The following is a 23137-nucleotide window of genomic DNA, read 5'->3' on the forward strand; positions in this document are numbered from 1 at the left end:
GGATTGTGAATGCATCCAGACTAAACGGCGCGATATAAGGAGTAAAATTGATATTGCTTAGGGTAATAATCACAAAAGTTGATAGTGTGGTGTCATTGAAATCAGGCATCGTAGAAGGGTAAAAAACATGCGCTACTCACTGAAGCAATTAGCCGTTTTTGAAGCGGTTGCAGCCAGTGGCAGTGTGAGTCGAGCCGCCGACCAATTGGCACTGACGCAATCAGCAACCAGTATGGCTTTGTCACAGTTGGAAAAATTATTGGGTCGGCCGCTGTTTGAACGGCAGGGAAAGCAAATGCAGCTGACCTACTGGGGAGCGTGGCTACGTCCGAAGGCGCGCCAGTTACTGTTTGATGCGCAGCAAATTGAAGCAGGGTTTGACGGCCAGCATGTGGTCAGTGGCGATATTGCCTTAATTGCCAGTCAAACGGCGGCCGAGCATCTTATTCCTGACCTTATCAGTATTATTGATAGTGACTTTCCAGAGCTTAGAATCGACTTTACGGTGAAAAACACCCAGAAGGTGATCGACAGTGTGCGCCAGTATCAACATGATTTGGGGATCATCGAGGGGCGTTGTGACGATAGCCGCTTAAAGCAACAAGTTTGGTGCCATGACCATCTTGTCGTGGTTGCGGCAAAGCATCACCCTTATGCGCAGCTTGATCACGTTAGCTTGGCGCAACTCGAGCAGGCGCAATGGGTGTTACGTGAACCCGGCGCAGGGACGCGACATAGCTTTGATAGTGCGATTCACGGTGTGATTGAAGATCTAGATGTGCGCCGCGAGTATGAGCAAGTGCCTGTGCTAAGAACCTTGGTCGCAAACTCGAGTTATCTCAGCTGCTTACCTTACTTGGACGTAGAGAAATGGATCGAGCGCGACGAGCTGGTGGCTTTGAATGTACCTGAGCTGAATATGCGGCGGACGCTTTCGTTTATTTGGCGCGCGGATGCGGCAGCGAACCCGTTACGCGACTGCATTATTCGCGAAGCGACACGGATGACCAAAGCGCGTCGCCGTGATATGTAATACAAAAAGCCGGCCCAAAATGGCCGGCTATTCGTGGTCTATCCACGGTTTAATTAGTAGGTGACCGTATGCCCATAACTACTAATGATGTTTTTGACGTTATCCATCACTTCTTTAGATGGTGGAGCAACGTCCTGCAGCTCGTAATCGTAGCCGAGTGCTTCCCATTTATGCGCCCCCAACTGGTGGTAGGGCAGTAATTCCACTTTCTCGATGTTATCCATCTCTTTAATAAACTGGCCGAGACGGTGGGCGGAGTCATCATCGTCGGTGTAACCCGGGACAACCACGTAACGAATCCAGGTTTTTTGGCCAATTTTATGGAGGTAGTTGGCAAAGTCGAGCGTGCGGCGGTTTGATACGCCAACTAAATTCTCATGGATCTCATCATTCAGTTGTTTGAGATCTAACATCACCAAGTCAGTGGCGTCTAACACTTCATCAATCACTGGAGTGTGTTTACGCACGTACCCATTGGTATCTAAACAGGTGTGGATCCCTTCCGCTTTCGCGGCTTGGAAAAAGTCACGCACAAACTCAGGTTGAAGCATGGCTTCTCCCCCTGAGGCGGTCACACCGCCGCCCGATGCCGTAATGAAGTGGCGGTAGGCACGCACATCTTTCATGATTTCATCGACGGTGACTTCTTTGCCGCCATGCGTGTCCCATGTATCACGGTTGTGACAGTATTTGCACCGCATTAAGCAGCCTTGCATAAAGACAATGAAACGGATTCCGGGGCCATCTACGGTGCCACAGGATTCAAACGAGTGGATGCGACCAACTGCCGACATAAGTGTCTCCAGACTGCGAATTGCTATGTCGTTATTTTATTACAAAACCCCGCCTCAACGTAAGGGAATTCGCGTCTTTTTCGCGATTTTGTAAGTTGTCTGAATCACCGTTTGCAGTGCCTACCAACTTAGATCACAGTTCCATTTTTTGGTCTTATCACAATGAGATCACACCGAGGAAAAAACCATATCGATATTGAGGTAACTCTTATGTCTGCCCAAACTAACGTGCAACACGTCGAGAAAACTGACATGGACGGGTAAGGATGTGTGTGAATACGTCGAGGGCTTGCTGCGTTGACGTGTTGAAGCCGAAAAAGTTGGGAATCAATAATGAAAAAAATTAGTGATTTAAGGGTAAAGAACAAGCTAATTGCACTTATGTTAGTCGCCATTGCATTACTTGGCGCAATCAGTGCTTACACCATTTCAAAAGAAAAAGACCAAGCGTATACCGAGCGGACTGCCTCGTTACGTAATAACGTGGAGGTTGCTGAAAGTGTGGTGAACTACTATCGCCAGCAAGCGGCGCAATTGGGTGAAGAAACCGCCAAGGCGCAGGCGATTGCTCAGTTAAATAAACTGCGTTACGACGGCGATAACTATTTTTGGGTGTTGAAGCCTGATCTCACCATAGTAACGCATCCCATCAAGCCGAATTTGAACGGGACCAGTGCGAGTGCGATCACCGACGGTGATGGCCGCTTTCATTGGCGTGAAATGGTAAAAGTGAGTCAGCCGCCGGAGGGTGGCGTGCTGGATTATACGTGGCGCTCGCCAGAAGGAGAGTTAAAACCCAAAATCTCTTACGTGAAGCGCGTAAATGGCTGGAATTGGATCATTGGTTCAGGCGTGCACGTCAGCGATATTGAAGAGCAGTTTATTACCTCAGCGTGGCAGATCGCGGGTATGACGTTGATCGCGGCGGTGATCTTATTGGTGGCGGGCGCGTTTGTGAGCCGTGATATCGTGATGCCGCTTGATGAGCTGGTGGAGAAATTTGACCGAATTGCCGGTGGTGATTTGCGCGTACAATGTGGCTACACACGCGAGGATGAAATCGGCAAATTGGCACGTCGAATGGATACGGCGATGACCAGCGTCCGTGAAGCGTTACGTATCGCGCATGATGAAGCCAAACAATCGTCCACTATGGCGTCGTCGATTGCCTCGGCCAGCGAGCAAAGTGCGCAAAGTATCCAATCGCAGCGTGCTGAACTGGAGCAACTGGCAGCAGCGATGAACGAAATGACGGCAACGGTGGCGGATGTGGCTGACCATGCAGAGCAAACGGCTCAAGCGACCAATGAAATTGCCGATATGGCCGAAGTGGGTAACCACAAATTAGACAGTACGGTGGCGAGTATTCGCGAGGTGGCGGAGCGTATTGCCAGTGCCGATAAGCTAGTGAACCAAGTGAAACAAGGTGTGATGCAAATCAGTGATGTGGCGGGAGTGATCCAAGGCATCTCTGAGCAAACCAACCTGTTGGCATTGAATGCGGCGATTGAAGCGGCGCGAGCGGGTGAGCAAGGCCGTGGCTTTGCGGTGGTTGCCGATGAGGTGCGCTCGTTGGCGCAAGGCACCCAGAAGTCGACCACTGAAATTCAAGGCACCATTGAGGAGCTGACCAATAACGCGATTGAAGCAGCCGAAGCGATGACTTCGAGCCATCAATCCAGTGAAGCAAGTGTGGCGACAGCGCTCGAAACTCAGCAGCAGCTTAAAGACATGGTAGCGGCCTTGTATCAGTCTAACGATCGAGTGGTGCAAATTGCGGCGGCCGCAGAGCAGCAAGGCACTGTCTCGGAAGAAATGAACCAGAATGTGAGTAACATTCATAACTCGGCCAATGAAGTGAGCGGTGCGGCCACTCACCTTGCCGAACAAAGCCAGCTATTGGCTGATTCCGCGCGAGAGTTGGATAGCAAACTCGATCACTTTGAGGTGGCCTAGCTCCTGAGTAAACGAGCGAGTCTGGCAACGGGTGTGCCTTGGTTGGAACTTAGATGGGTTACAGATGCGTTGCTGACTAAATCGTTAAAGGGTAACAGGTGATAAACAAAAACCGCCAGCATTGCCGGCGGTTTTTTCTTTTCAAAAGCCCTTCTTGCGCGAAGGGCTTTTGATCATCTCTTACAGTGAAGAGGTGAAGGTACGAGTGATGACGTCTTGCTGCTGCTCTTTGGTCAGCGAGTTAAAACGTACCGCGTAACCAGAAACACGGATAGTCAGCTGAGGATAGTTCTCAGGATGTTCCATCGCGTCGAGTAGCATTTCACGGTTCATCACGTTCACGTTCAAGTGTTGGCCGCCTTCTTGACCGCTTTCATGGTGGAAGTAACCATCCATTAGACCGGCAAGGTTAGCGCGCTGGGTGTTTTCATCTTTACCCAGAGCATTTGGCACGATAGAGAAGGTATAAGAGATACCGTCTTTGGCGTGGGCAAATGGCAGCTTACCAACAGAAGTCAGCGACGCAACTGCGCCTTTTTCGTCACGGCCGTGCATTGGGTTAGCACCTGGTGCGAAAGGCATACCCGCTTTACGACCATCTGGTGTGTTACCGGTTTTCTTACCGTATACCACGTTCGAGGTGATAGTCAGGATAGACTGTGTTGGGACAGCGTCACGGTATGTTTTCAGTGAACGGATTTTGTTCATGAAACGCTCAACCAGGTCACAAGCGATTTGGTCAACACGCTCATCGTTGTTACCGAACGTTGGGTATTCGCCTTCGATTTCAAAGTCGATTGCAATACCGTCTTCGTCACGAACAGGTTTCACTTTTGCGTATTTGATCGCAGACAGTGAGTCAGCCGCAACGGATAGACCTGCAATACCACACGCCATAGTACGACGTACGTCACGATCGTGCAGTGCCATCAGCGCCGCTTCGTAGCTGTATTTGTCGTGCATGAAGTGGATGCTGTTCAGGGCAGTCACATATTGCTTCGCCAGCCAGTCCATCAGGTGATCCATGCGGTCCATGACTTTGTCATAGTCCAACACTTCGTCAGTCATTGGTGCGTGTTCAGGCGCAACTTGGATTTTCAGCTTCTCATCGATACCACCGTTGATGGTATAAAGCAGGGTTTTCGCCAAGTTGGCACGAGCACCGAAGAACTGCATATGCTTACCAACCACCATTGGTGATACACAACATGCAATGGCATAGTCGTCTGACTCGAAGTCTGGGCGCATCAGATCATCGTTCTCGTACTGGATAGACGAGGTATCGATAGACACTTTGGCACAGAATTTTTTGAAGCCTTCAGGCAGTTTTTCAGACCAAAGCACAGTGATGTTTGGCTCTGGGCTTGGGCCCATGGTGTATAGGCTGTTAAGGAAACGGAAGCTGGTACGAGATACCAGAGTACGTCCGTCCAGACCCATACCGGCTACTGATTCAGTTGCCCAAATTGGGTCGCCAGAGAAGAGATCATCATACTCAGGCGTACGCAGGAAACGAACCATACGCAGTTTCATCACGAAGTGGTCGATCAGCTCTTGCGCTTGTTCTTCAGTCAGTTTGCCAGCGGCCATGTCGCGCTCTAGATAAATATCTAGGAAGGTTGACGTACGGCCCAGTGACATTGCTGCACCGTTCTGGGTTTTCACTGCACCGAGGTAGCCAAAGTAAGTCCACTGAATGGCTTCTTGCGCGTTTTCTGCTGGGCGAGAAATATCACAGCCGTATTTCGCTGCCATTTCTTTAAGTTGGCCCAGTGCACGGTACTGCTCTGCAATTTCTTCACGCAGTTGCATGGTCATTTGCAGATCTTCGCCGTTTTCGAATTTCTCTTGCAGAGAATCGAACTGCGCTTTTTTGTCTTTCATCAAGAAGTCGATACCGTATAGCGCGACGCGACGGTAGTCACCGATGATACGACCACGGCCGTAGGCATCAGGAAGACCAGTCAATACGCCAGACTTACGACACTTCATGATTTCAGGGGTGTAGATATCGAAAACGCCTTGGTTATGGGTTTTACGATACTCGGTGAAAACTTTCTTCACTTGTGGGTCAAGCTCACGGCCATAAGCGTGGCAAGAACCTTCTACCATGCGGATACCGCCGTAAGGCAGCATGGCGCGTTTTAGCGGCGCGTCAGTCTGTAGACCAACAATCTTTTCCAGATCTTTTTCGATGTAGCCGGCGTCATGAGAAGTCAGGGTAGAAACCACAGACGTATCAAAGTCAACCGGTGCATGCGTCGCGTTCTCTTGCTTGATGCCTTCCATCACGCGAGCCCAAAGCTGGCTAGTCGCGTTAGTTGGCTCAGAGACTAGGAATGATTCGTCGCCCTCGTAAGGGGTATAGTTTTTTTGGATAAAGTCGCGAACATCAACGGCTTTGCTCCAGTTACCTTCAACAAATCCTTCCCATGCATTAGAAACGTGCTCAGACATGTTGCACCTACCTGTACTCTTTTCAAAAAGAAGTTTATCGGGACCAGGTTCAGTCATAGTGTTTGTCAGTATGGCTGACGCCTGCGACCCATCGATTTAAATCCGGATTACCCCGCCCGTAGCGGGGCTGAGTTATTACAGCCATGGAGGCGAAAATACAAATACCGGCTGACTGACTTGACTTGGCGTCTTTGACCATCTGCATACCAGCTTCAAGCAAGGGCAGGAATACCCCTGAAAGCAGTGCAATAGTCATCACTGGAGGCCAAGTGGCAACGTCCATTGGGTAACCAATCAAAGCCACACCGATACACAGTAAACCGAGAATAATGGCACCACCTGGGATAGGGCGGCGAGCAATCGCGGCCGGGATCATATAGGTGCCCCATGATGAGGTGATGTTACCGCCACCCACAGAGGCGCCGACCATTTGGCGAATTGAGCAGCCTGTCATGGTGTCATCCACATCCATCAGTACTTTTTCGGCTTTCTTAGGATAGTTTAGTTCCTGGAAAATACGGTGACCAAGGAAGTCTGGCGACCACATCGCAACCGCGAGCAAAGCAAATGGCAATGACGCTAAGAAGTGCGATACATTAGGCAACCCTAGCTGCCAACCTTGTTCAGTCGATCCCCACCAGTACACAGGGTTGAGGTTCGGGATACCGGGTTGGGTGACGAACTCTAACGACGAGCCCGCACCTAGCGCGGTAGCAATTAAACCGCCAGTAATGGCACACACCGGGATCGCCAGCCAGCGCTTACCAATCCGTGCCAAGAAGGCATAAATCACAATCGACACGGCAAGGATCAAGATGGAGACATAGCCCATGTTGATCTCTGCGCCCCATGCTAACAGGCTCTCAATTTGCCCTTTTGCGCCACCAAAGCCGAGGAAAATCAGCAAACCACCGGCCACACCCTGACTGGTGAGGTTCACCAGTTTGGATCCGCCTTTGAGGTAGCTTAAGGTCAGGCCAAATACACCGATCAGAATACCAAGAGCAAGTGGGTGAGCACCGGCCAAGGCGATGGTTCCTACCAATGGGATCATCGGACCGTGGTTACCGGCTAAGTTCGCGCGGGGGTTGATAAAGCCGCACAGTAACACACAAAACAATAAAGCCGGTATCAACATTTCTACGCGAGCAACCTCGACAGCAAATGCTTTACCAAGTGTGATGTGATCCCACGCTGCGGTAAGCCCCTCAGCCCATGACATCATTACCGCAGAATACATTGCGATGATGCCGATGGTACCTGCTAGCGCGGGAACAAGATCTTCAAGTTCAAAACGGAAGTCACGGCCGGGCAGGTTTAGCCCCCAGCGGCGCGGACGCATGATTTGTAGTTCGTGATTCAGGTAGTCAGCGCGGGAGGCGAACGATGAAGCCGGCTTGTGCTTCTTTTGATATTCGCTTTTTTCTTCGTGACTCACACTGCGGTCTTGAGCATGTGTTGCCATAATTTCCTCGTCTACAGAAAGCAAAAGCTTTCGAAACAGTGGCTTAGCCAGTCTTTATAGTGTTTGTACGCTGGCCTTGTGGCCGTGTTCTGTTTCGTTATCAGCATGCTAACAATAGAGGATTTTCTGAATGTTGACTTAGATCATTACCGTGTAATTTTTTTACGTGCCACGGCCGGTTATCGGCGCTTTTTAGCGCGCCAAATGTGCCTAAAAAGCCACCCATGTCGGAGTTTTGTAATTTTTTTACCAAAAATCACGCCTAAAATGTGCTACAAAACAGGCGAATATCGTGGATGAAAGTGGATGACTGACGCGAGGAACGCGATCATACGCCAAGGAATGTAGACAGCATGACGGCAAGCGCTGCTGACAAAGAAAAATTACGTTATAGTCATCCCATCATGGTTGAACAATGGATAAGTTTGGTGCGGCGACTGATTTCGAGCTTAGGAAGTGCTTTTTCGAGTAAGGGGATTCACGCTTGTATGCTGGCAAGTATGTTGGTGTTGGCACCCGCGTACGGACAACAAGCCGCCAGTGTGGACGCAGTCAGTGGTCTGATTCAACAAGGGGCGTATCAGCAGGCGTTGCAAAATAGCCAAACGTTGCTGACCGCGGAGGATGATGCAGCACTGGATAGTTCGGCGCGTGCCGAGCTGTTGCGCCTGCAAGGCGTAGCGCATTTGTATTTACAGCAACGGGCAGAGGCGTATCGCAGTTATCGTCAGGCACTCGCGCTCAACGCATTAAGTAAAGACAGCGAAGCGGACGCCTTATCAGCAGTGATTACCTTAGCCTACCGCGTTAAGCAATATGATGAAGTGCTCCGTTATGCGCGGCAAATGGCCGACCACCATGAATTACTGCCGCATGCCAGCCGCTTGGCGATGCAGTCTGCTTACGCATTATCTCGCTATGATGTGGCGATAGACTATGCGTCGCGACTACAAAAGAGCGGTAATGCGGATGCGTTTACTCTGCAAACCAAAGGGTTGAGCGAAATGGCCTTGTCGCAGTTTTCCGCCGCGGCACGTACCTTTGATGTATTGGCTCAGCAAGACGATGTTGCGCCGAAATGGTTGGCTCAGGCTGCGCGAGCACATGCCCATGTCGGATCGCACTCTCAAGCCCGTCAATACTTAGCGAGAGCGAGAGCCGATATTGCTTTATATCGCACGTTGACGTTAGAGCAACTCGAACAAACCCAACCTCAAGAAGCCCTGGCTTATTGGCAGCAAGGGTTAAGCCAACTGGATCGCGTTCCTACACGAGATGAGCAACTGCTGTTGGTGCAGTGTCTGCTACAAGACAACCAGCGTGTCGCGGCACTTAATCGGGTCAGCGAGATCAACCTAAGCGCGCCTGATAAACAAACCCTTAAGCTGCAAGTGATGTTGGCGTATCAGCTCAAGCGCTGGCAAGAGGTGATTGATACGTCCCAAGTGGCGCTTTCTCATGGTCTAAAAGAAGATAGGATGCTTTGGCAGTGGCTATCTATTAGCGCCATCAAAGCGGGAGATTATGCGTTGGCTGACTTTGCCTTAAATGAGTGGCAGGCAAGGGATACCTCAGGCTTGGCAGAACGATGGCGAGAAACATTGGAATTACTTAAAGCAGGTCGCGCGAGCTTGTCTGATCTATCTATCTCCTAACCTGTCTTACAATGCGGGCGCTTTTGTCTGCCATCATGGTCTTAGCGTTCGCCCCTTCACAGTTTTGTTACTTCTTGGTGCGCATTAACACTGAAAAGCTTTCACAACCCGTGCGTGAGAGTATGGGTTTCTATTCAGTGCCGACTTTATTTCCTTAAAAACAATGCGCTGCGCTATGCTTATTGTTAAACGATATCGCACGTTCGCCCTTGTGTATCTCGCACATACTGCCGACGGTTGGCTGTTGGGAGCGGGGTAGAGAAAGATGACAGTTGTAACTGTGTTGGTATGTCGACGATATCGATGTGGCGAATGTTCTGGTTATTTTTTCAGCAGTAAATTTTGCATTTGACTTTTTATGCAATAATATTGACTATAATAATTCCCTTTTCAAGGTTAACAAAATGTTGCTCATCAGGTGGAGGGGTGATATTTTCGATTGCAAGATGTCGAATTAATCACCAACGATGGTGAGGAGCCAGGCACTCACCCAGCAGTGAGTAATAATAAGCGCGCATTTGATGTGGGCAGTACGTAAACACAACAGATTTCATGGATGATAGGAGCTAGCGCATGACGGAAGCTGTAGCGCTACAGGTTAAGTCACTCAAAAAAAGCTTTGGGCAGCACCAAGTGCTCAAAGGCATTTCTCTCGACGCCCACCGTGGCGACGTTATCTCTATTATTGGCTCTTCCGGATCCGGGAAAAGCACCTTTCTGCGTTGTATCAATTTACTTGAGACGCCTACCGGTGGCGAAATTTGGGTCAATGGTGAGTTGATCAAAATGAAAAACAATCGCGCTGGTGAGCCTGTTCCCGTCAGTGACAAACAAGTGCAACGCATTCGCTCGCGTCTTGCCATGGTCTTTCAAGGGTTCAATCTTTGGTCACACATGACGGTGATGCAAAACGTCATTGAAGCGCCTGTTCATGTATTGGGGGTGCCCAAGGCTGAAGCCATTGAACAAGCTGAGGCCTTGTTGCATCGCGTTGGATTGTATGAGCGGCGCGACTACTACCCAGGCCATTTATCCGGTGGTCAGCAACAGCGTGCCGCGATTGCGCGTGCACTCGCCGTCGAGCCAGAAGTTTTGCTGTTTGATGAGCCAACCTCCGCGCTGGATCCTGAGTTAGTCGGTGAGGTGCTGGGAGTGATGCGTTCACTGGCTGAAGAAGGACGCACCATGCTGGTGGTTACCCACGAGATGAGCTTTGCACGTGATGTCTCGAATCATGTGATGTTTTTACATCAAGGGTTGGTTGAGGAGCAGGGTGACCCGAAAGAGTTGTTTAATGCCCCGGAATCAGAACGCCTGAAGCAGTTTATCTCATCCATCTATTAATTAAATATATCAATAGCATAACCATGCAAATGGGCGTAGCCCGCACAACATCGTAATAACGACAGGAGAAAGGAAAATGAAAAAATGGCTAGTTGCCGCCGCCGTGATGGCCGCGGTTGGGTCAACCTCCGTTGCAGCCAAGGATTGGAAGGTCGTACGTTTTGGTATTGAAGGCGCCTACCCTCCTTTTAGCTGGACCACAAACGAAGGTGATCTCAAAGGTTTTGATGTCGATATGGCCAATGCGCTGTGTGAGGAAATGCAGGCCAAGTGTAAGATCGTCGCGCAAGATTGGGACGGGATCATTCCGTCACTGCTGGCGCGTAAATACGATGCGATCATCGCGGCGATGTCTATCACCGAAGAGCGTAAAAAGAAAGTCGATTTCACCAACAAGTACGCCCTCATCCCGAACAAATTTGTGGCCGAAAAAGGCACGGATCTGACCTTTACCAAAGAGGGGTTAGATGGCGTTAAAATCGGTGTTCAGCGCGCAACCACCCATGATAAATACCTGACGGATAACTATGGCGATGCGGTCGATATCGTTCGCTATGGCACTTTCGATGAAGCTTACCTTGATTTGAAAGCAGGTCGTATCGAATCGATTCTTGGCGATGCGTCAGCACTGCAACAAGGCCTGCTTGATAAAGAAGGCGGTGATGCATTTGAGTTTATTGGTCCGTCATTAACCGATCCTGAGTGGTTTGGTGAAGGTTTTGGCATTGCGACACGCAAGCAAGATAAAGCGCTGACTGAGAAGCTTAACCAAGCGATCGATTCGTTACGCGAAAAAGGCGTGTATGACGAGATTGCAGCCAAGTACTTCGACTACGACGTATACGGCGAGTAATAGGCAGGCGGGCAGCATGAAAGTGCTGCCCGAATCATATGATTGATTTGAAAGGTTACGAGTGGTCCCTGCTCGAAGGTGCATGGGTGACCCTTCAGGTTGCGCTGCTCTCGTTAGGTCTTGCCATGTTGCTGGGTATGCTCGGGGCGTTGGCAAAACTGTCAAAATTTTCAACGTTGCGTGGTGTGGCCACCCTTTATACGACAGTGATCCGCGGTATCCCTGACCTTGTCTTGATGATGCTGATTTTTTATGGCGGACAAATGCTACTCAATAACAGCCTGTATGGGATGAATGAGTGGATTAATGAGTATATGGCAGGCCAGAACCCCAGCCATGAGTGGACGTCTTATTTGCCGGATTACGTCGATGTCAGCCCATTTATCGCCGGGATCCTAACCATCGGGTTTATCTTTGGCGCTTACATGGCGGAAACCTTCCGTGGCGCGATTATGGCGGTGGATTCAGGAGAGATGGAAGCGGCACGTGCCTATGGCATGAGCAGCAGTTTAGCGTTTCGCCGTATTCTTTTGCCGCAGATGATCCGTCACGCGTTACCCGGCTTCGGTAACAATTGGCTGGTGCTACTTAAAACCACCGCGCTGGTGTCGATTATTGGCCTTGATGACATGGTGCGAAAAGGCGCGTTGGCGGCCGGATCCACCCAAATGCCATTTACCTTCTATTTTACTGTCGCGCTGATTTTTTTGCTCTTCACCAGTATATCGACCACGGGACTGCGTTGGATGGAGCGTCGCTTTAGTATTCACACGCGGTAGGTGCTTATGGATTTTTCACTTGTTCTGGAAACGTGGCCCATCTACCTCGAGGGATTGTGGACCACTGTATGGCTGGTATCACTGGCATTGGTAATTGGTTTAGTAGTGGCGGTGCCGGTAGCGGTAGCACGCAACGCGCAATTTCCTTTATGGCGCTATCCCGCGTGGGCGTTTATTTATTTTTTCCGGGGTACACCGCTGTTAATTCAGTTGTATCTGATTTACTACGGCTTAAGTCAGGTAGTAAATGTTGAAGATACCTTGTGGCAGCATGCTTGGTTCTGCGCCTTGGTGGCCTTTGTGCTCAACACAGCCGCTTATACAGCGGAAATCATTCGTGGCGCGATTAATGGCCTTCCTAAAGGGGAAGTCGAGGCGGCGATCGCTTATGGCATGAGCCCTTATAAAGCCTTTTCGCGCATTGTATTGCCGAGTGCGATGCGTCGTGCGTTACCCGCGTACAGTAACGAAGTGGTGTTTATGCTACACGGCTCAGCGGTGGCTGGGATTATCACCATTGTCGATTTAACCGGTGCCGCTCGGATTGTTAACTCTCGCTACTATGCGCCGTTCGAGTCGTTTTTGACTGCGGGTGTGTTCTATATGGCGCTGACTTTTAGCATTCTTTGGATGTTCCGCCTAGCAGAGCGCCGCTTCCTACGTCATTTAAGGCCGCTTAGCTAATCGGCTCAATCTGCAATAAAAACGCCGCAGTGATCACCTGATCATCTGCGGCGTTTTTTTAACCAGCGCGTGTGCCTTGGGGCCTACTTAAAGGTTGCCCAAATCGGTGCGTGATCTGATGGCTTTTCAATCGCTCGGAGCTCGTAGTCAATGCCGGCATCAATACATTGGCTAGCTAGATCTGGGGTGGCCAAAATCACGTCAATACGCAGGCCGCGATTATCGTCAAAGCCGCGTGAGCGGTAGTCAAACCACGAGAACTGATCGTTCACGGTTGGATGCAGGGCACGGAAAGTGTCAACAAACCCCCAATCCATCAGAGTGCCCAGCCACTCACGCTCTTCGGGTAAGAAAGAGCACTTACCGGTGCGTAGCCAGCGTTTGGCGTTTTGCTCACCAATGCCGATGTCATCGTCTTTCGGGCTGATATTGATATCGCCCATCACCACCAACTGTTCACTGGGATCACGGCCAGCTAAATAGGTCATTAAGTCTTGATAAAACTTACGCTTGGCGGGGAATTTGGTTTCATGGCTACGGTTTTCCCCTTGCGGGAAGTAACCGTTGAGCACAGTAATTGGCTTGCCGTTTTCGTCTTCAAAGGTCGCCATGATCATCCGGCGTTGGGCGTCTTCGTCATCAGTGGGAAAGCCTTTTTGCACGCTGATAGGGGACTTTTTGCATAGCATTGCCACGCCATAATGGGCTTTTTGGCCATGAAAGTGCACTTCATAACCCATCGCTTCGACATCCGCGAGCGGGAAGGCGTCATCATGGACTTTGGTTTCTTGTAATCCGATCACGTCAGGTTGATGTTTTTCAATTAAGGCTTGCAATTGATGCAAACGAGCACGAATACCATTGATATTGAATGAAATGATTTTCACGTGTGAGGCTGCCTTTGTTGTCTTGTTAATAGCAAGACACTTTACCAGCTTCGTTCAATGAACGGAAAGGCGGCCTCTATTTCTACCGGTTATGGAAACGTGCGATATGCGCTAAGCGTTAGTGTGCGAGAGAAAACTCACCCAAGCATTCGCCTTGGCTAAAAATGGTGCCAAGCTCGGTGCAAGGATCAAACTGTAGCGTCGGTTGGGATAATGTCGGTAGGCGATGGAGCAAGTGCTTGAGGATAATATCCCCATTAAATTGATGAATCGCGACCTGCCAGTTGGCGAGGCTAGGAAGTGAAAAGTTAACTATCAATGGCGTTCCTTACTGTTTTATTTGTGTTGCTAGCGGTTTTCGTTTGTGTTTGCGCACGGCGTAAATGATACCAGTGACGCAGTCTGCCGTTAGTAGCGGCCATATTTTATCTCCGTGAGTTAAATGATTATTGCTCTGCCCCCTCAGTGGTTATCCATCATGAGCCGCGCAAATGCGTCGGTCCCTTTGGAATGAGCGAACACCATCAATACAGTGATACCCACCAATGAGTGATAGCAAAAGGGGTGGTTAACGGGTTATCAATCTAGGAAAAAAGCGAAAGTGGATTACTGCAGAGAGTCTATGCGGGAAATAGCGTGGTCTGTCTCGACTTTGACTTGATGTCTTTTGATGCTCCGTAWCTAGAGCTTTAGTYACACTACAGCATTTTATGCGGATGTAAAGGGCTTTTTAGAAACCCGGTGCCTTCATGTTTCGTGTTCGACTCAATCGGCAATGAGCGTTTGAATGTCTTTCGAAAATTTCGAATGTTGACAAATTTTCGAATATTTCAGATACTGAACAGTACATAGGCTTATACCGCCTGAAATCGAAGCCGAGAAAAATACGATGAATATGACAACACTGCCAAGTGCCGAAGAAATCACACTGGCTAAGCTTAGTAGCCAAGCGTTATCAGCCGTTATAGAAACCAATGGTGAAGCGCAAAAAATTCATGTCGTCGATAAGTCTGGTCAGAGTCATGAAGTCACTATTCCATCAAGTGCACTAAACATGATGATTGAGGTGCTGACGCAATTAGGCCATGGTAACTCAGTGAGTATTACCCCTATTCATGCTGAGCTTACCACGCAAGAAGGGGCTGACATGCTCAATATGTCTCGTCCGACATTTATCAAGCTGCTTGATGCTAATGAGATCCCATATAGTCGTAAAGGTAACCGTAGGAAGGTGGCCTATGCCGATTTGATGGCATATAAGAATCGCTTAGAAGATAAACGGCTAGCAGCACTTGCTGAACTATCAGCATTAGATCAAGAAATGGATATGGGGTATTGATGACATCCTATACGGTAATTTTAGACGCATGTGTTATGTACCCCGCGCCGCTTCGTAGCTATTTGATGTATTTGTCCAACACGGGGTTATTTAGAGCACGATGGACAGAACAAATACATGATGAATGGATCAGAAATCTTCTCAAAAATAATCCAGATATCGACCCAGAACGATTAGAGAGAACCAAACAGTTGATGAATGCGCATGTTCCTGACTGCTTGATTGAAGGATATGAGCCACTAATAGACGGGTTAACGTTACCTGATGTAGATGATAGACATGTTGTTGCCGCTGCCATTAAAGGGCAAGCAGAGTCTATCATCACCTTCAATTTAAAAGACTTCCCTTCAGAGGCACTTGATCCACTTGGTTTATCTGCCATACATCCAGACGAATTCCTATGCGACATGTTTGAACTAGATAGCAGCGCTTGCGTTAAGGCTGCTCAACAACAAAGGCATGGCCTGAAGAAGCCTCCCATGACTTCAGATGACTTTTTAGCCTGTTTGCAACGGCAAAAACTGCCTAGCTTTGTCTCAAAACTAAGAAGCTTCAGCTGCATGCTTTAGTCGAGTTCGTACATCAATATTAAGCGTCAGTGCTTGCCTAGCGTTATACCTACCACGCAACGCTCAGCGAAGGTTGCTTGGTAAAGCCGAGTTGTCTTTAAAAAGTTATGCCAGGCTGCAGACGAGGGTGTTGTACTTCGCGGTTGAATTCGCGTTCACTTTTTCATGAGCAAACAATCAAAAATTTGACGAAGCTATTATTTTCATATGGTTATCATGGCTCAGTATTTTAATTGACATATGTTTTTTCACATATATGATTTATCGTATATGTCGAAAAGAGAAAATGCAGATGTGTCACACACTCACTTTTTACAAAGCCTTATCCGAGCCCACTCGGCTGACCTCCCTATTGCTACTCTCACAGCATGGTGAGTTATGCGTATGCGATCTGATGGAGGCGTTAGCCCTGAGTCAACCCAAGATTTCTCGACATTTGGCGGAGCTACGTAAACATGATTTTGTGATAGGAGAGCGTCGTGGTAAGTGGGTCTATTACCGGTTGCATCCAGCTTTACCGGAGTGGATGCGCGGTATTTTACTGACCACGGTAAAACACAATCCTGCCATGTTGCCACCTGTTGAACCAACGGCCTTAAACCAGACTTGTTGTGAGGAAAAACAATAATATGAATGATAACGAACTCCCAAATATCACGGCCGATGCGTTTGATATTCCGTCGGTTGATAAGTTTGCTGTTCAGCGCTCGAGCCACTGCCCTCGTATCTTGCTGCTATATGGTTCCTTGCGGGCGCGTTCATACAGCCGACTGGTGGTTGAGGAAGCGGCGCGCCTACTGACGGCGATGGGGGCCGAGGCGAGGATTTATGATCCTAGCGCATTGCCGGCGGCCGATAGTGTAGATCCTTCACATGAGAAAGTGGCGGAATTGCGCGAGCTGATGATGTGGTCTGAAGGGCAGATTTGGTGTTCGCCTGAACGACACGGTTCGATGACCAGTATCATGAAAAGCCAAATCGACTGGGTGCCTCTAAGTCTTGGGGCCGTGAGACCAACCCAAGGCAAAGTGCTCGCAGTGATGCAAGTATGTGGGGGCTCCCAATCATTCAATACGGTTAATCAGCTCCGTGTTCTCGGCCGCTGGATGCGTATGTTTACCATTCCGAACCAATCATCAGTGCCCAAAGCCTATTTAGAGTTTGATGAACAAGGCCGGATGCTGCCATCGCCTTTTTATCAACGCATTGTTGATGTGGTGGAAGAGCTTATGAAATTTACGCTCTTACTTCGTGACAACAAAGACTATCTCGTTGATCGCTACTCTGAGCGCGTTGAGAGTGCCGATGAACTATCAGCACGTGTCAATCAACGTCAGATATAAAAAGGAAATATCGCGATGACTCAATCTGATACCTGTGCACCGTCGGCCGCGCAAAAAATGGGATGGCTCGATCGGTATTTAACCGTGTGGATTTTCCTCGCTATGGCCATTGGGGTCAGTATAGGGTGGATTTATCCAGAAGTGGCGACCCTCAGTGAGCGCTTATCGGTCGGGAGCACCAATGTGCCGCTGGCGATTGGCTTGATTTTAATGATGTATCCGCCACTGGCGAAAGTAAATTATCGCTTACTGGGCTCGGTTACGCGCGACAAAAAAGCCATCACGCTGTCGCTTATTATGAACTGGGTCGTGGGTCCCATTCTTATGTTCGCGCTGGCGGTGCTGTTTTTACGTGATGAGCCAGGCTACATGGCGGGAGTGATATTGATTGGCCTTGCCCGTTGTATCGCTATGGTCTTGGTGTGGAACGATATCAGTGGCGGTAATAAAGAGTATGGCGCGGCACTGGTGGCCATGAATAGCTTATTTCAGATCCTGACCTACAGTGTGATGGCATGGCTATTTATCACCGTTTTACCCCCCATGCTGGGCTTACAAAGTTTTGTGGTGGATGTGACCATGGGGGATATCGCACAAAGTGTGCTGATTTATCTGGGTATCCCTTTTTTGGCGGGCTATCTATCACGTACCGTGCTGGTCGCTAAAAAAGGTGAACAATGGTACGAAGACGTCTTTTTGCCACGTATTTCCCCGATGACGTTAATCGCGCTGTTGGCTACCATTGTGTTGATGTTTAGCCTCAAAGGGGAAGCGATTATTGCGCTGCCACTTGATGTGTTACGCATTGCCGTGCCGCTAGTAAGCTACTTTGTGCTGATGTTCTTTATTAGCTTTTTTGTGGGCAAAAAACTGGGGATCCCGTATGACCGCAATGCGTCAATTGCGTTTACCTCATCCGGCAATAACTTTGAGTTAGCCATTGCGGTGGCGATAGCGGTGTTTGGTATTCACTCAGATCAAGCCTTTGCAGGGGTGATTGGGCCGCTGGTGGAAGTGCCTGTGTTGATTGCCTTGGTGAATGTCGCGCTAAGAATGAAGCGACGCTATACGACTTAATATGAAGCTTTTATGAATCCCTGTCTGTGAGGGTTGCATGCCGGCTTAGGTTTATTAATATGCGTATATCCATATATGCATTTAGCGGAGTGTAGTGAGAGAGCCTATGTTGCCTCATCAGTTTTTTAAATTATTGGCCGATGAAACGCGCGTGCGATGTTTACTGCTTATTGCCCGTGAAGGGCAGTTATGTGTGTGCGAGCTCACCGAAGCGCTGGACACCTCGCAGCCGAAGATCTCACGTCATTTGGCGCAACTGCGGGCCAGTGGTGTGTTGGTTGATACGCGCCAAGGGCAATGGGTGTTTTATCGCTTAGCCGCTGACTTACCCGGCTGGATGCGCAAACAAATTCAGGGGTTAGTTGATTCCAACTGCCTAAAAGACACTTATCAAGAAGATATCACGCGGCTGGCCAAAATGGCGTCACGCCCCACCTGCTGCGTGTAAAGGAGAAAGCAATGACAATTAAAGTCGGAATCAATGGGTTTGGCCGTATTGGTCGTTTGGCATTAAGGGCAGCATTTGATTGGCCAGAGCTCGAGTTTGTGCATATTAACGATGTGGCGGGAGATACCGAAACGCTGGCGCATTTGCTGGAGTTTGATTCGGTGCAAGGACGCTGGCATCACGCGGTGAGTGTAGAAGGCAACCGCGTACAGATTAACGGCCAAACACTGACGACAAGCCAAGAAAAAGCGATTGATGCCGTCGATTGGTCAGGCTGCGATGTGGTGATTGAGGCAACCGGAAAACACCGTGACGCGGATCTGCTGCAACAATATTTGGACCAAGGCGTAAAGCGCGTGGTGGTCTCTGCGCCGGTCAAAGATGAGCGTGTGGCGAATATCGTAGTGGGGGTGAATGACGCGATTTTTGATCCGAGCAAACATCGGATCGTTACCGCAGCGTCGTGTACCACGAACTGCTTGGCTCCGATTGTGAAAGTGATCCATGAAAATCTGGGGATTGCGCAGTCGACCTTCACTACCATTCATGATTTAACCAATACCCAAACGATTTTAGATGCGCCGCATAAAGACTTACGTCGTGCCCGCGCCTGCGGCATGAGTTTGATCCCGACTACTACAGGGTCGGCGACCGCTATCGTAGAAATTTTCCCGGATCTAAAAGGCAAGATTAACGGCCATGCAGTGCGTGTCCCCCTTGCCAATGCGTCGCTAACGGATGTGATCTTTGATGTGGAAACCGATACCACCGCCGACGAGGTGAACGCACTGTTGCAAGAAGCCGCGGATGGCGAGCTCAAGGGCATTCTTGGCTTTGAGGCGCGTCCTTTAGTCTCGATAGATTACCGTGGTGATCAGCGCTCCACCATTGTCGATGGTTTATCCACCATGGTGGTGGGTAAGCGTATGGTCAAAATCTATGCGTGGTATGACAACGAAATGGGGTATGCCACGCGCACCGCTGAGTTAGTGCGCAACGTCGGCGGCGTTGATCAGTAATCGCTTTTTTATAGGGTAGCGATGTGTGCCCAGTGCCGCATCGCCCTTTTGGGTATGTGAATCGATGACCACTATGTTTGCTCAATTAAGCCAATCTGTGCGCCAGTATATGCTGGTCACCTTTAATTATTGGAATTTCACCATCACCGACGGTGCACTGCGGATGCTGGTGGTGCTGTATTTTTATGAGTTGGGCTACGGCACGTTAGAAATCGCCTCGCTGTTTTTGTTTTACGAATTTTTCGGGGTGGTCACTAACCTTATCGGTGGATGGCTCGGTGCGCGTTTAGGCCTTAATCGCACCATGAATATTGGCCTTGGCATGCAAATTATCGCGCTTGCCATGTTAGCCGTGCCAGCCGGTTGGCTCACCATTCCTTGGGTGATGGCGGCTCAAGCCTTGTCTGGAATTGCAAAGGATCTGAACAAGATGAGCGCTAAAAGCGCGATTAAAACCTTAGTGCCTGACAACGCACAGGGAGCGCTGTTTAAGTGGATTGCAATCTTGACCGGTTCGAAGAATGCACTCAAAGGCGTAGGCTTTTTTGTCGGTGGCGCCTTGCTCTCATTGATTGGCTTTCAGTATGCGGTGGCGGCGATGGCGGGTGTGTTGAGTTTGGTGTTTATCGGCAGTGTGGTATCGCTCAATGCGGAGTTGGGGAAAGCGAAGAGTAAGCCTAAGTTTTCGGAAATCTTTTCCAAGTCTCGCAGCGTGAATATCCTCTCGGCAGCACGTTTATTTCTTTTCGGGGCAAGAGATGTGTGGTTTGTGGTGGCGTTGCCAATTTATCTTGGCACCACATTTGGTTGGAGCCACAGTGCGGTGGGCGGCTTTCTTGCGCTATGGGTGATCGCTTACGGCGTGGTGCAAGGGATTGCGCCGAAAATTACCGGGCGCCAAGCTGGCCATTCGCCGGGCGGTAAAGCGGCGTTAGGTTGGGCAGGTTTATTGGCGGTGGTGACGGGTATTATTGCTTACGCGATTGGCGAACAGTGGTATCCGCAAGGGGTGATTATTGTTGGACTCATGGTATTTGGGGCGATATTTGCGATTAACTCGTCACTGCATTCCTACTTGATTGTCAGCTACGCCAAAGGCGACGGCGTGTCGCTGGATGTAGGATTTTATTATATGGCGAACGCCATGGGGCGCTTAATTGGCACCGTGTTATCCGGTTGGGTTTTCCAAGTATGGGGATTGGCGGCATGCCTTTGGGTATCGTTTGGGTTTCTCACCGTAACCACGGTCATTTCGCTGGGGTTACCGAACCGTCAACCACAACCGCTGCAGCCTTCGTCATAAGCGCAGAGTGAGATAAATGCCACCCAGCAGGCTGGGTGGCATTTTGATTACCATTTAAACACGGTACTGAGGCGACGCAGCTCTTCACCGACGGATGCCAAGTCCTGGCTGGCTACCGAGGTCTGCTCAGAGGCTTGTGAAGTTTGGTCGGCCACATCTTGAATGGTATTCATGCGTTGACTGACATCTTCCGCCGCGTGCCCTTGCTCTTTGACGGCTTGTGCGATTTGGGTGTTCATTTCCGTGATATTGCTAATTTCTGCTGAAATAGACTCAAGCGCTTCACGAACTTGTTCGGTTTGCTCGACCACTTCTTCGACTTGTTGCTTACTTTTCACCATTTCACTCACGGCGGATTCGGCACCTGCTTTAAGGGTCTCGATCATTTTTTCGATCTCGACGGTCGATTCTTGGGTCTTCTGTGCCAGTGAACGGACTTCATCCGCCACTACTGCAAAGCCACGACCTTGCTCACCCGCGCGGGCGGCTTCGATGGCGGCATTGAGTGCGAGTAAGTTGGTTTGATCCGAAATCCCCTTGATCACATCCAAGATAGACGCGATGTTCTCACTGTCATCTTTTACTGTGTTAATGACTGACTCGGACTGTCCAATGGCTTCCGCTAAGGTCGAAATACCGGCGACTGTGGTGCCCACTAACGCGTTTCCGCGTTGTGCTTGATCGTTCGCCTGATGGGCGGAGTCCGAAGTTGCCTCTGCTTTATGCGCCACTTCTTGTGCTGAGGCGCTCATTTGTGTTGCTGCTGCGGCCACTTGTTCAATATCCTGCTTCTGTGTCTTCACGCCGTGGGAGGTTTCGTTGGTCAGCGAAGACAATTCCTCTGACGAATTGGCGATGCGGGTAATGTTGTCCGACAAATCGCCAATCATGGTTTTTAGGCGGGTCGACATAGTGGAAATGGATCCGAGCAGCTCACCAATTTCATCTTTCCTATCGGTCGCCATGTTGACGCTTAAATCGCCATTGGCAATTTTCTGACTTGCTGCCACTGCGCGCTGTAAAGGCGGCACGATCATGGCGGTCATCAGCCAAGAGACGCCGATACCGATTGCAATGGCGACGCCAGCAAGTACGATATTAGTGATCAGCATGCTTTGCTCATTTTTAGCGAGTTTTTGTTTACCCATGTCACGGCCTTTCTCAGCGAGATCTTCCACCGCTCTCGCTTTGGTTAACATGGTGTCGTTAATCGCTCGACGTTGTTGATATGCACTGACGTAGGTTTGGAATGCGTTTCGATAGGATGCGATGCCTTGTCGAACGGCTGACGTGTCTATTTCATCTGGAAGGGTATCGATCAGCTTGTCCATGTCGGCTAGCTTTTGGTTAACGGCTTCCGTGAATTGCGCATCGCTGGATAGTATATAATTCTTCTCGGCGCGACGAGACTCTAGCATCCATTTAATTAAGCGATTCGCTTCATCGGCAATTTTTAACGTATCAATGATCACTTCCGGCGAGCGCCCTTGGGCAAGATAACGATTGACGCGATCCTTTTGCGTTTGACGAATGCCTATAAGCGCTTGCTCAATCCGCCGAGCTTGATCGCGCATCCCCGTTTCCGCTTGCGCGAGTTTATCATACTGGGCCACATACTGATCCATCGCCGCTTGGTACGCTTTATTTTCAGTCATGATTTGCGAGAGCAGCGTTTTCGTTTGTTGATCACTGACTTTGGCAGTTGTAGTGGTCGCTTGCTGATTGATGGTATCGGTGAGTTGTTTAATTTCCGCCACATAGCTGTTGTCGCGGCGCAAAATAAAATTCTTTTCGGTAATCCGTACTTCTTTTATGTATTTTACTATTCGATTGAGATCATCAGCTGCCGAGACTTCATTATTGAGCTGAGCCACGCCGGTGACAGCGTTCAGCGTCACTAATGCGGTTAATAACACCAAAATACCAAATGCGATCATCAGCTTAAGCCGCACTTTAAGGTTATACATCCATTTCATTGGGCGCCTATTCAGTTGAGGTGGGACCTATTCAATATAGTGGAATTTTACTAACTGACATGTTTTCACTCTAAGGGGACACTATGGTGTGCGCCTTGGCGTATGATTTTTCGGTGGCCTCGTACTCCTTCCATTCTGCGACGATCAGCGACTTGA

General features: G+C 49.5%; 20 protein-coding genes and 1 pseudogene. 15 read left to right on the plus strand and 6 right to left on the minus strand.

The annotated features are described in order from the left end of the window. Nucleotides 1-127 precede the first annotated feature (127 nt). Entirely contained in the window at nt 128-1033 is a 906-nt protein-coding gene (locus BZJ17_RS08545; RefSeq protein ID WP_069589352.1) for a LysR substrate-binding domain-containing protein, read from the plus strand. 53 nt (nt 1034-1086) lie between these two features. Here the strand turns inward: BZJ17_RS08545 and pflA are convergent, their stop codons facing one another. Beyond that, entirely contained in the window at nt 1087-1827 is a 741-nt protein-coding gene (gene pflA / locus BZJ17_RS08550; RefSeq protein ID WP_077456180.1) for a pyruvate formate lyase 1-activating protein, read from the minus strand. Between the two features lie 333 nt (nt 1828-2160). Here pflA and BZJ17_RS08555 point away from each other — a divergent pair, with 333 nt between their 5' ends. Then, entirely contained in the window at nt 2161-3783 is a 1623-nt protein-coding gene (locus BZJ17_RS08555; RefSeq protein WP_077456181.1) for a methyl-accepting chemotaxis protein, read from the plus strand. 180 nt (nt 3784-3963) lie between these two features. Here the strand turns inward: BZJ17_RS08555 and pflB are convergent, their stop codons facing one another. After that, entirely contained in the window at nt 3964-6240 is a 2277-nt protein-coding gene (gene pflB / locus BZJ17_RS08560) for a formate C-acetyltransferase (RefSeq protein ID WP_077456182.1), read from the minus strand. Between the two features lie 148 nt (nt 6241-6388). Next, nucleotides 6389-7705, minus strand: a pseudogene (locus BZJ17_RS08565) (DUF3360 family protein); the annotation flags it as partial. Between the two features lie 353 nt (nt 7706-8058). On the opposite strand from BZJ17_RS08565, the gene BZJ17_RS08570 reads away from it, so the two are divergent. From BZJ17_RS08570 to BZJ17_RS08590, 5 genes are all read left to right on the plus strand, one after another. After that, on the plus strand, nt 8059-9360 hold the full coding sequence (locus tag BZJ17_RS08570) for a hypothetical protein (RefSeq protein WP_077640442.1): 1302 nt from the start codon (nt 8059-8061) through the stop codon (nt 9358-9360). A gap of 573 nt (nt 9361-9933) precedes the next feature. Next, nucleotides 9934-10704: an ATP-binding cassette domain-containing protein gene (locus BZJ17_RS08575; protein WP_069589359.1), complete on the plus strand. Its 771-nt coding sequence runs from the start codon at nt 9934-9936 to the stop codon at nt 10702-10704. 76 nt (nt 10705-10780) lie between these two features. After that, on the plus strand, nt 10781-11557 hold the full coding sequence (locus BZJ17_RS08580) for an ABC transporter substrate-binding protein (protein ID WP_077640443.1): 777 nt from the start codon (nt 10781-10783) through the stop codon (nt 11555-11557). Nucleotides 11558-11595: 38 nt separating this feature from the next. Further along, nucleotides 11596-12336: an ABC transporter permease gene (locus tag BZJ17_RS08585; protein WP_077456185.1), complete on the plus strand. Its 741-nt coding sequence runs from the start codon at nt 11596-11598 to the stop codon at nt 12334-12336. Between the two features lie 6 nt (nt 12337-12342). Further along, nucleotides 12343-13020 carry an ABC transporter permease gene (locus BZJ17_RS08590; RefSeq protein WP_077640444.1) on the plus strand — a complete coding sequence of 226 codons (678 nt, stop codon included), beginning with the start codon at nt 12343-12345 and terminating at the stop codon, nt 13018-13020. Nucleotides 13021-13103: 83 nt separating this feature from the next. Here BZJ17_RS08590 and xthA read toward each other — a convergent pair whose 3' ends face one another. Together xthA and BZJ17_RS08600 are read right to left on the minus strand one after the other, a co-directional pair. Next, nucleotides 13104-13907, minus strand: coding sequence for an exodeoxyribonuclease III (xthA, locus tag BZJ17_RS08595; RefSeq protein WP_077456187.1), 804 nt, complete (start codon nt 13905-13907; stop codon nt 13104-13106). 118 nt (nt 13908-14025) lie between these two features. Next, the gene (locus tag BZJ17_RS08600; protein WP_077456188.1) at nt 14026-14226 is read right to left on the minus strand and encodes a hypothetical protein; all 201 of its coding nucleotides are present in this window, start codon (nt 14224-14226) and stop codon (nt 14026-14028) included. A 570-nt stretch (nt 14227-14796) separates the two neighbouring features. Between BZJ17_RS08600 and BZJ17_RS08605 the strand changes: the two genes are divergently transcribed. From BZJ17_RS08605 to arsJ, 8 genes are all read left to right on the plus strand, one after another. Continuing rightward, complete coding sequence (locus BZJ17_RS08605) at nt 14797-15246, plus strand: helix-turn-helix domain-containing protein (RefSeq protein WP_198534131.1); 450 nt, start codon at nt 14797-14799, stop codon at nt 15244-15246. Next, on the plus strand, nt 15246-15815 hold the full coding sequence (locus tag BZJ17_RS08610) for a PIN domain-containing protein (protein WP_077640445.1): 570 nt from the start codon (nt 15246-15248) through the stop codon (nt 15813-15815). Before BZJ17_RS08605 ends, BZJ17_RS08610 begins: the two co-directional genes overlap by 1 nt. 292 nt (nt 15816-16107) lie before the next feature. Continuing rightward, nucleotides 16108-16443 carry a metalloregulator ArsR/SmtB family transcription factor gene (locus tag BZJ17_RS08615; protein WP_077640446.1) on the plus strand — a complete coding sequence of 112 codons (336 nt, stop codon included), beginning with the start codon at nt 16108-16110 and terminating at the stop codon, nt 16441-16443. A 1-nt stretch (nt 16444) separates the two neighbouring features. After that, nucleotides 16445-17158, plus strand: a complete 714-nt coding sequence (arsH, locus tag BZJ17_RS08620) for an arsenical resistance protein ArsH (protein WP_077640447.1) — start codon at nt 16445-16447, stop codon at nt 17156-17158. 15 nt (nt 17159-17173) lie between these two features. Further along, the gene (gene arsB / locus BZJ17_RS08625) at nt 17174-18235 is read left to right on the plus strand and encodes an ACR3 family arsenite efflux transporter (RefSeq protein WP_077640448.1); all 1062 of its coding nucleotides are present in this window, start codon (nt 17174-17176) and stop codon (nt 18233-18235) included. Between the two features lie 106 nt (nt 18236-18341). Then, the gene (locus tag BZJ17_RS08630; RefSeq protein WP_021024015.1) at nt 18342-18683 is read left to right on the plus strand and encodes a metalloregulator ArsR/SmtB family transcription factor; all 342 of its coding nucleotides are present in this window, start codon (nt 18342-18344) and stop codon (nt 18681-18683) included. A gap of 11 nt (nt 18684-18694) precedes the next feature. Then, the gene (locus BZJ17_RS08635) at nt 18695-19702 is read left to right on the plus strand and encodes an ArsJ-associated glyceraldehyde-3-phosphate dehydrogenase (protein ID WP_077640449.1); all 1008 of its coding nucleotides are present in this window, start codon (nt 18695-18697) and stop codon (nt 19700-19702) included. A gap of 73 nt (nt 19703-19775) precedes the next feature. Then, nucleotides 19776-21005: an organoarsenical effux MFS transporter ArsJ gene (gene arsJ, locus BZJ17_RS08640; RefSeq protein ID WP_077640478.1), complete on the plus strand. Its 1230-nt coding sequence runs from the start codon at nt 19776-19778 to the stop codon at nt 21003-21005. Between the two features lie 47 nt (nt 21006-21052). Here the strand turns inward: arsJ and BZJ17_RS08645 are convergent, their stop codons facing one another. Beyond that, nucleotides 21053-22981 (minus strand): methyl-accepting chemotaxis protein, encoded by a 1929-nt coding sequence (locus tag BZJ17_RS08645; protein ID WP_077640450.1) that lies wholly within the window; start codon nt 22979-22981, stop codon nt 21053-21055. Between the last annotated feature and the right edge of the window lie 156 nt (nt 22982-23137).

The sequence above is a fragment of the Salinivibrio sp. IB574 genome (genome assembly GCF_001996205.1).
GTDB lineage: Bacteria > Pseudomonadota > Gammaproteobacteria > Enterobacterales > Vibrionaceae > Salinivibrio > Salinivibrio proteolyticus.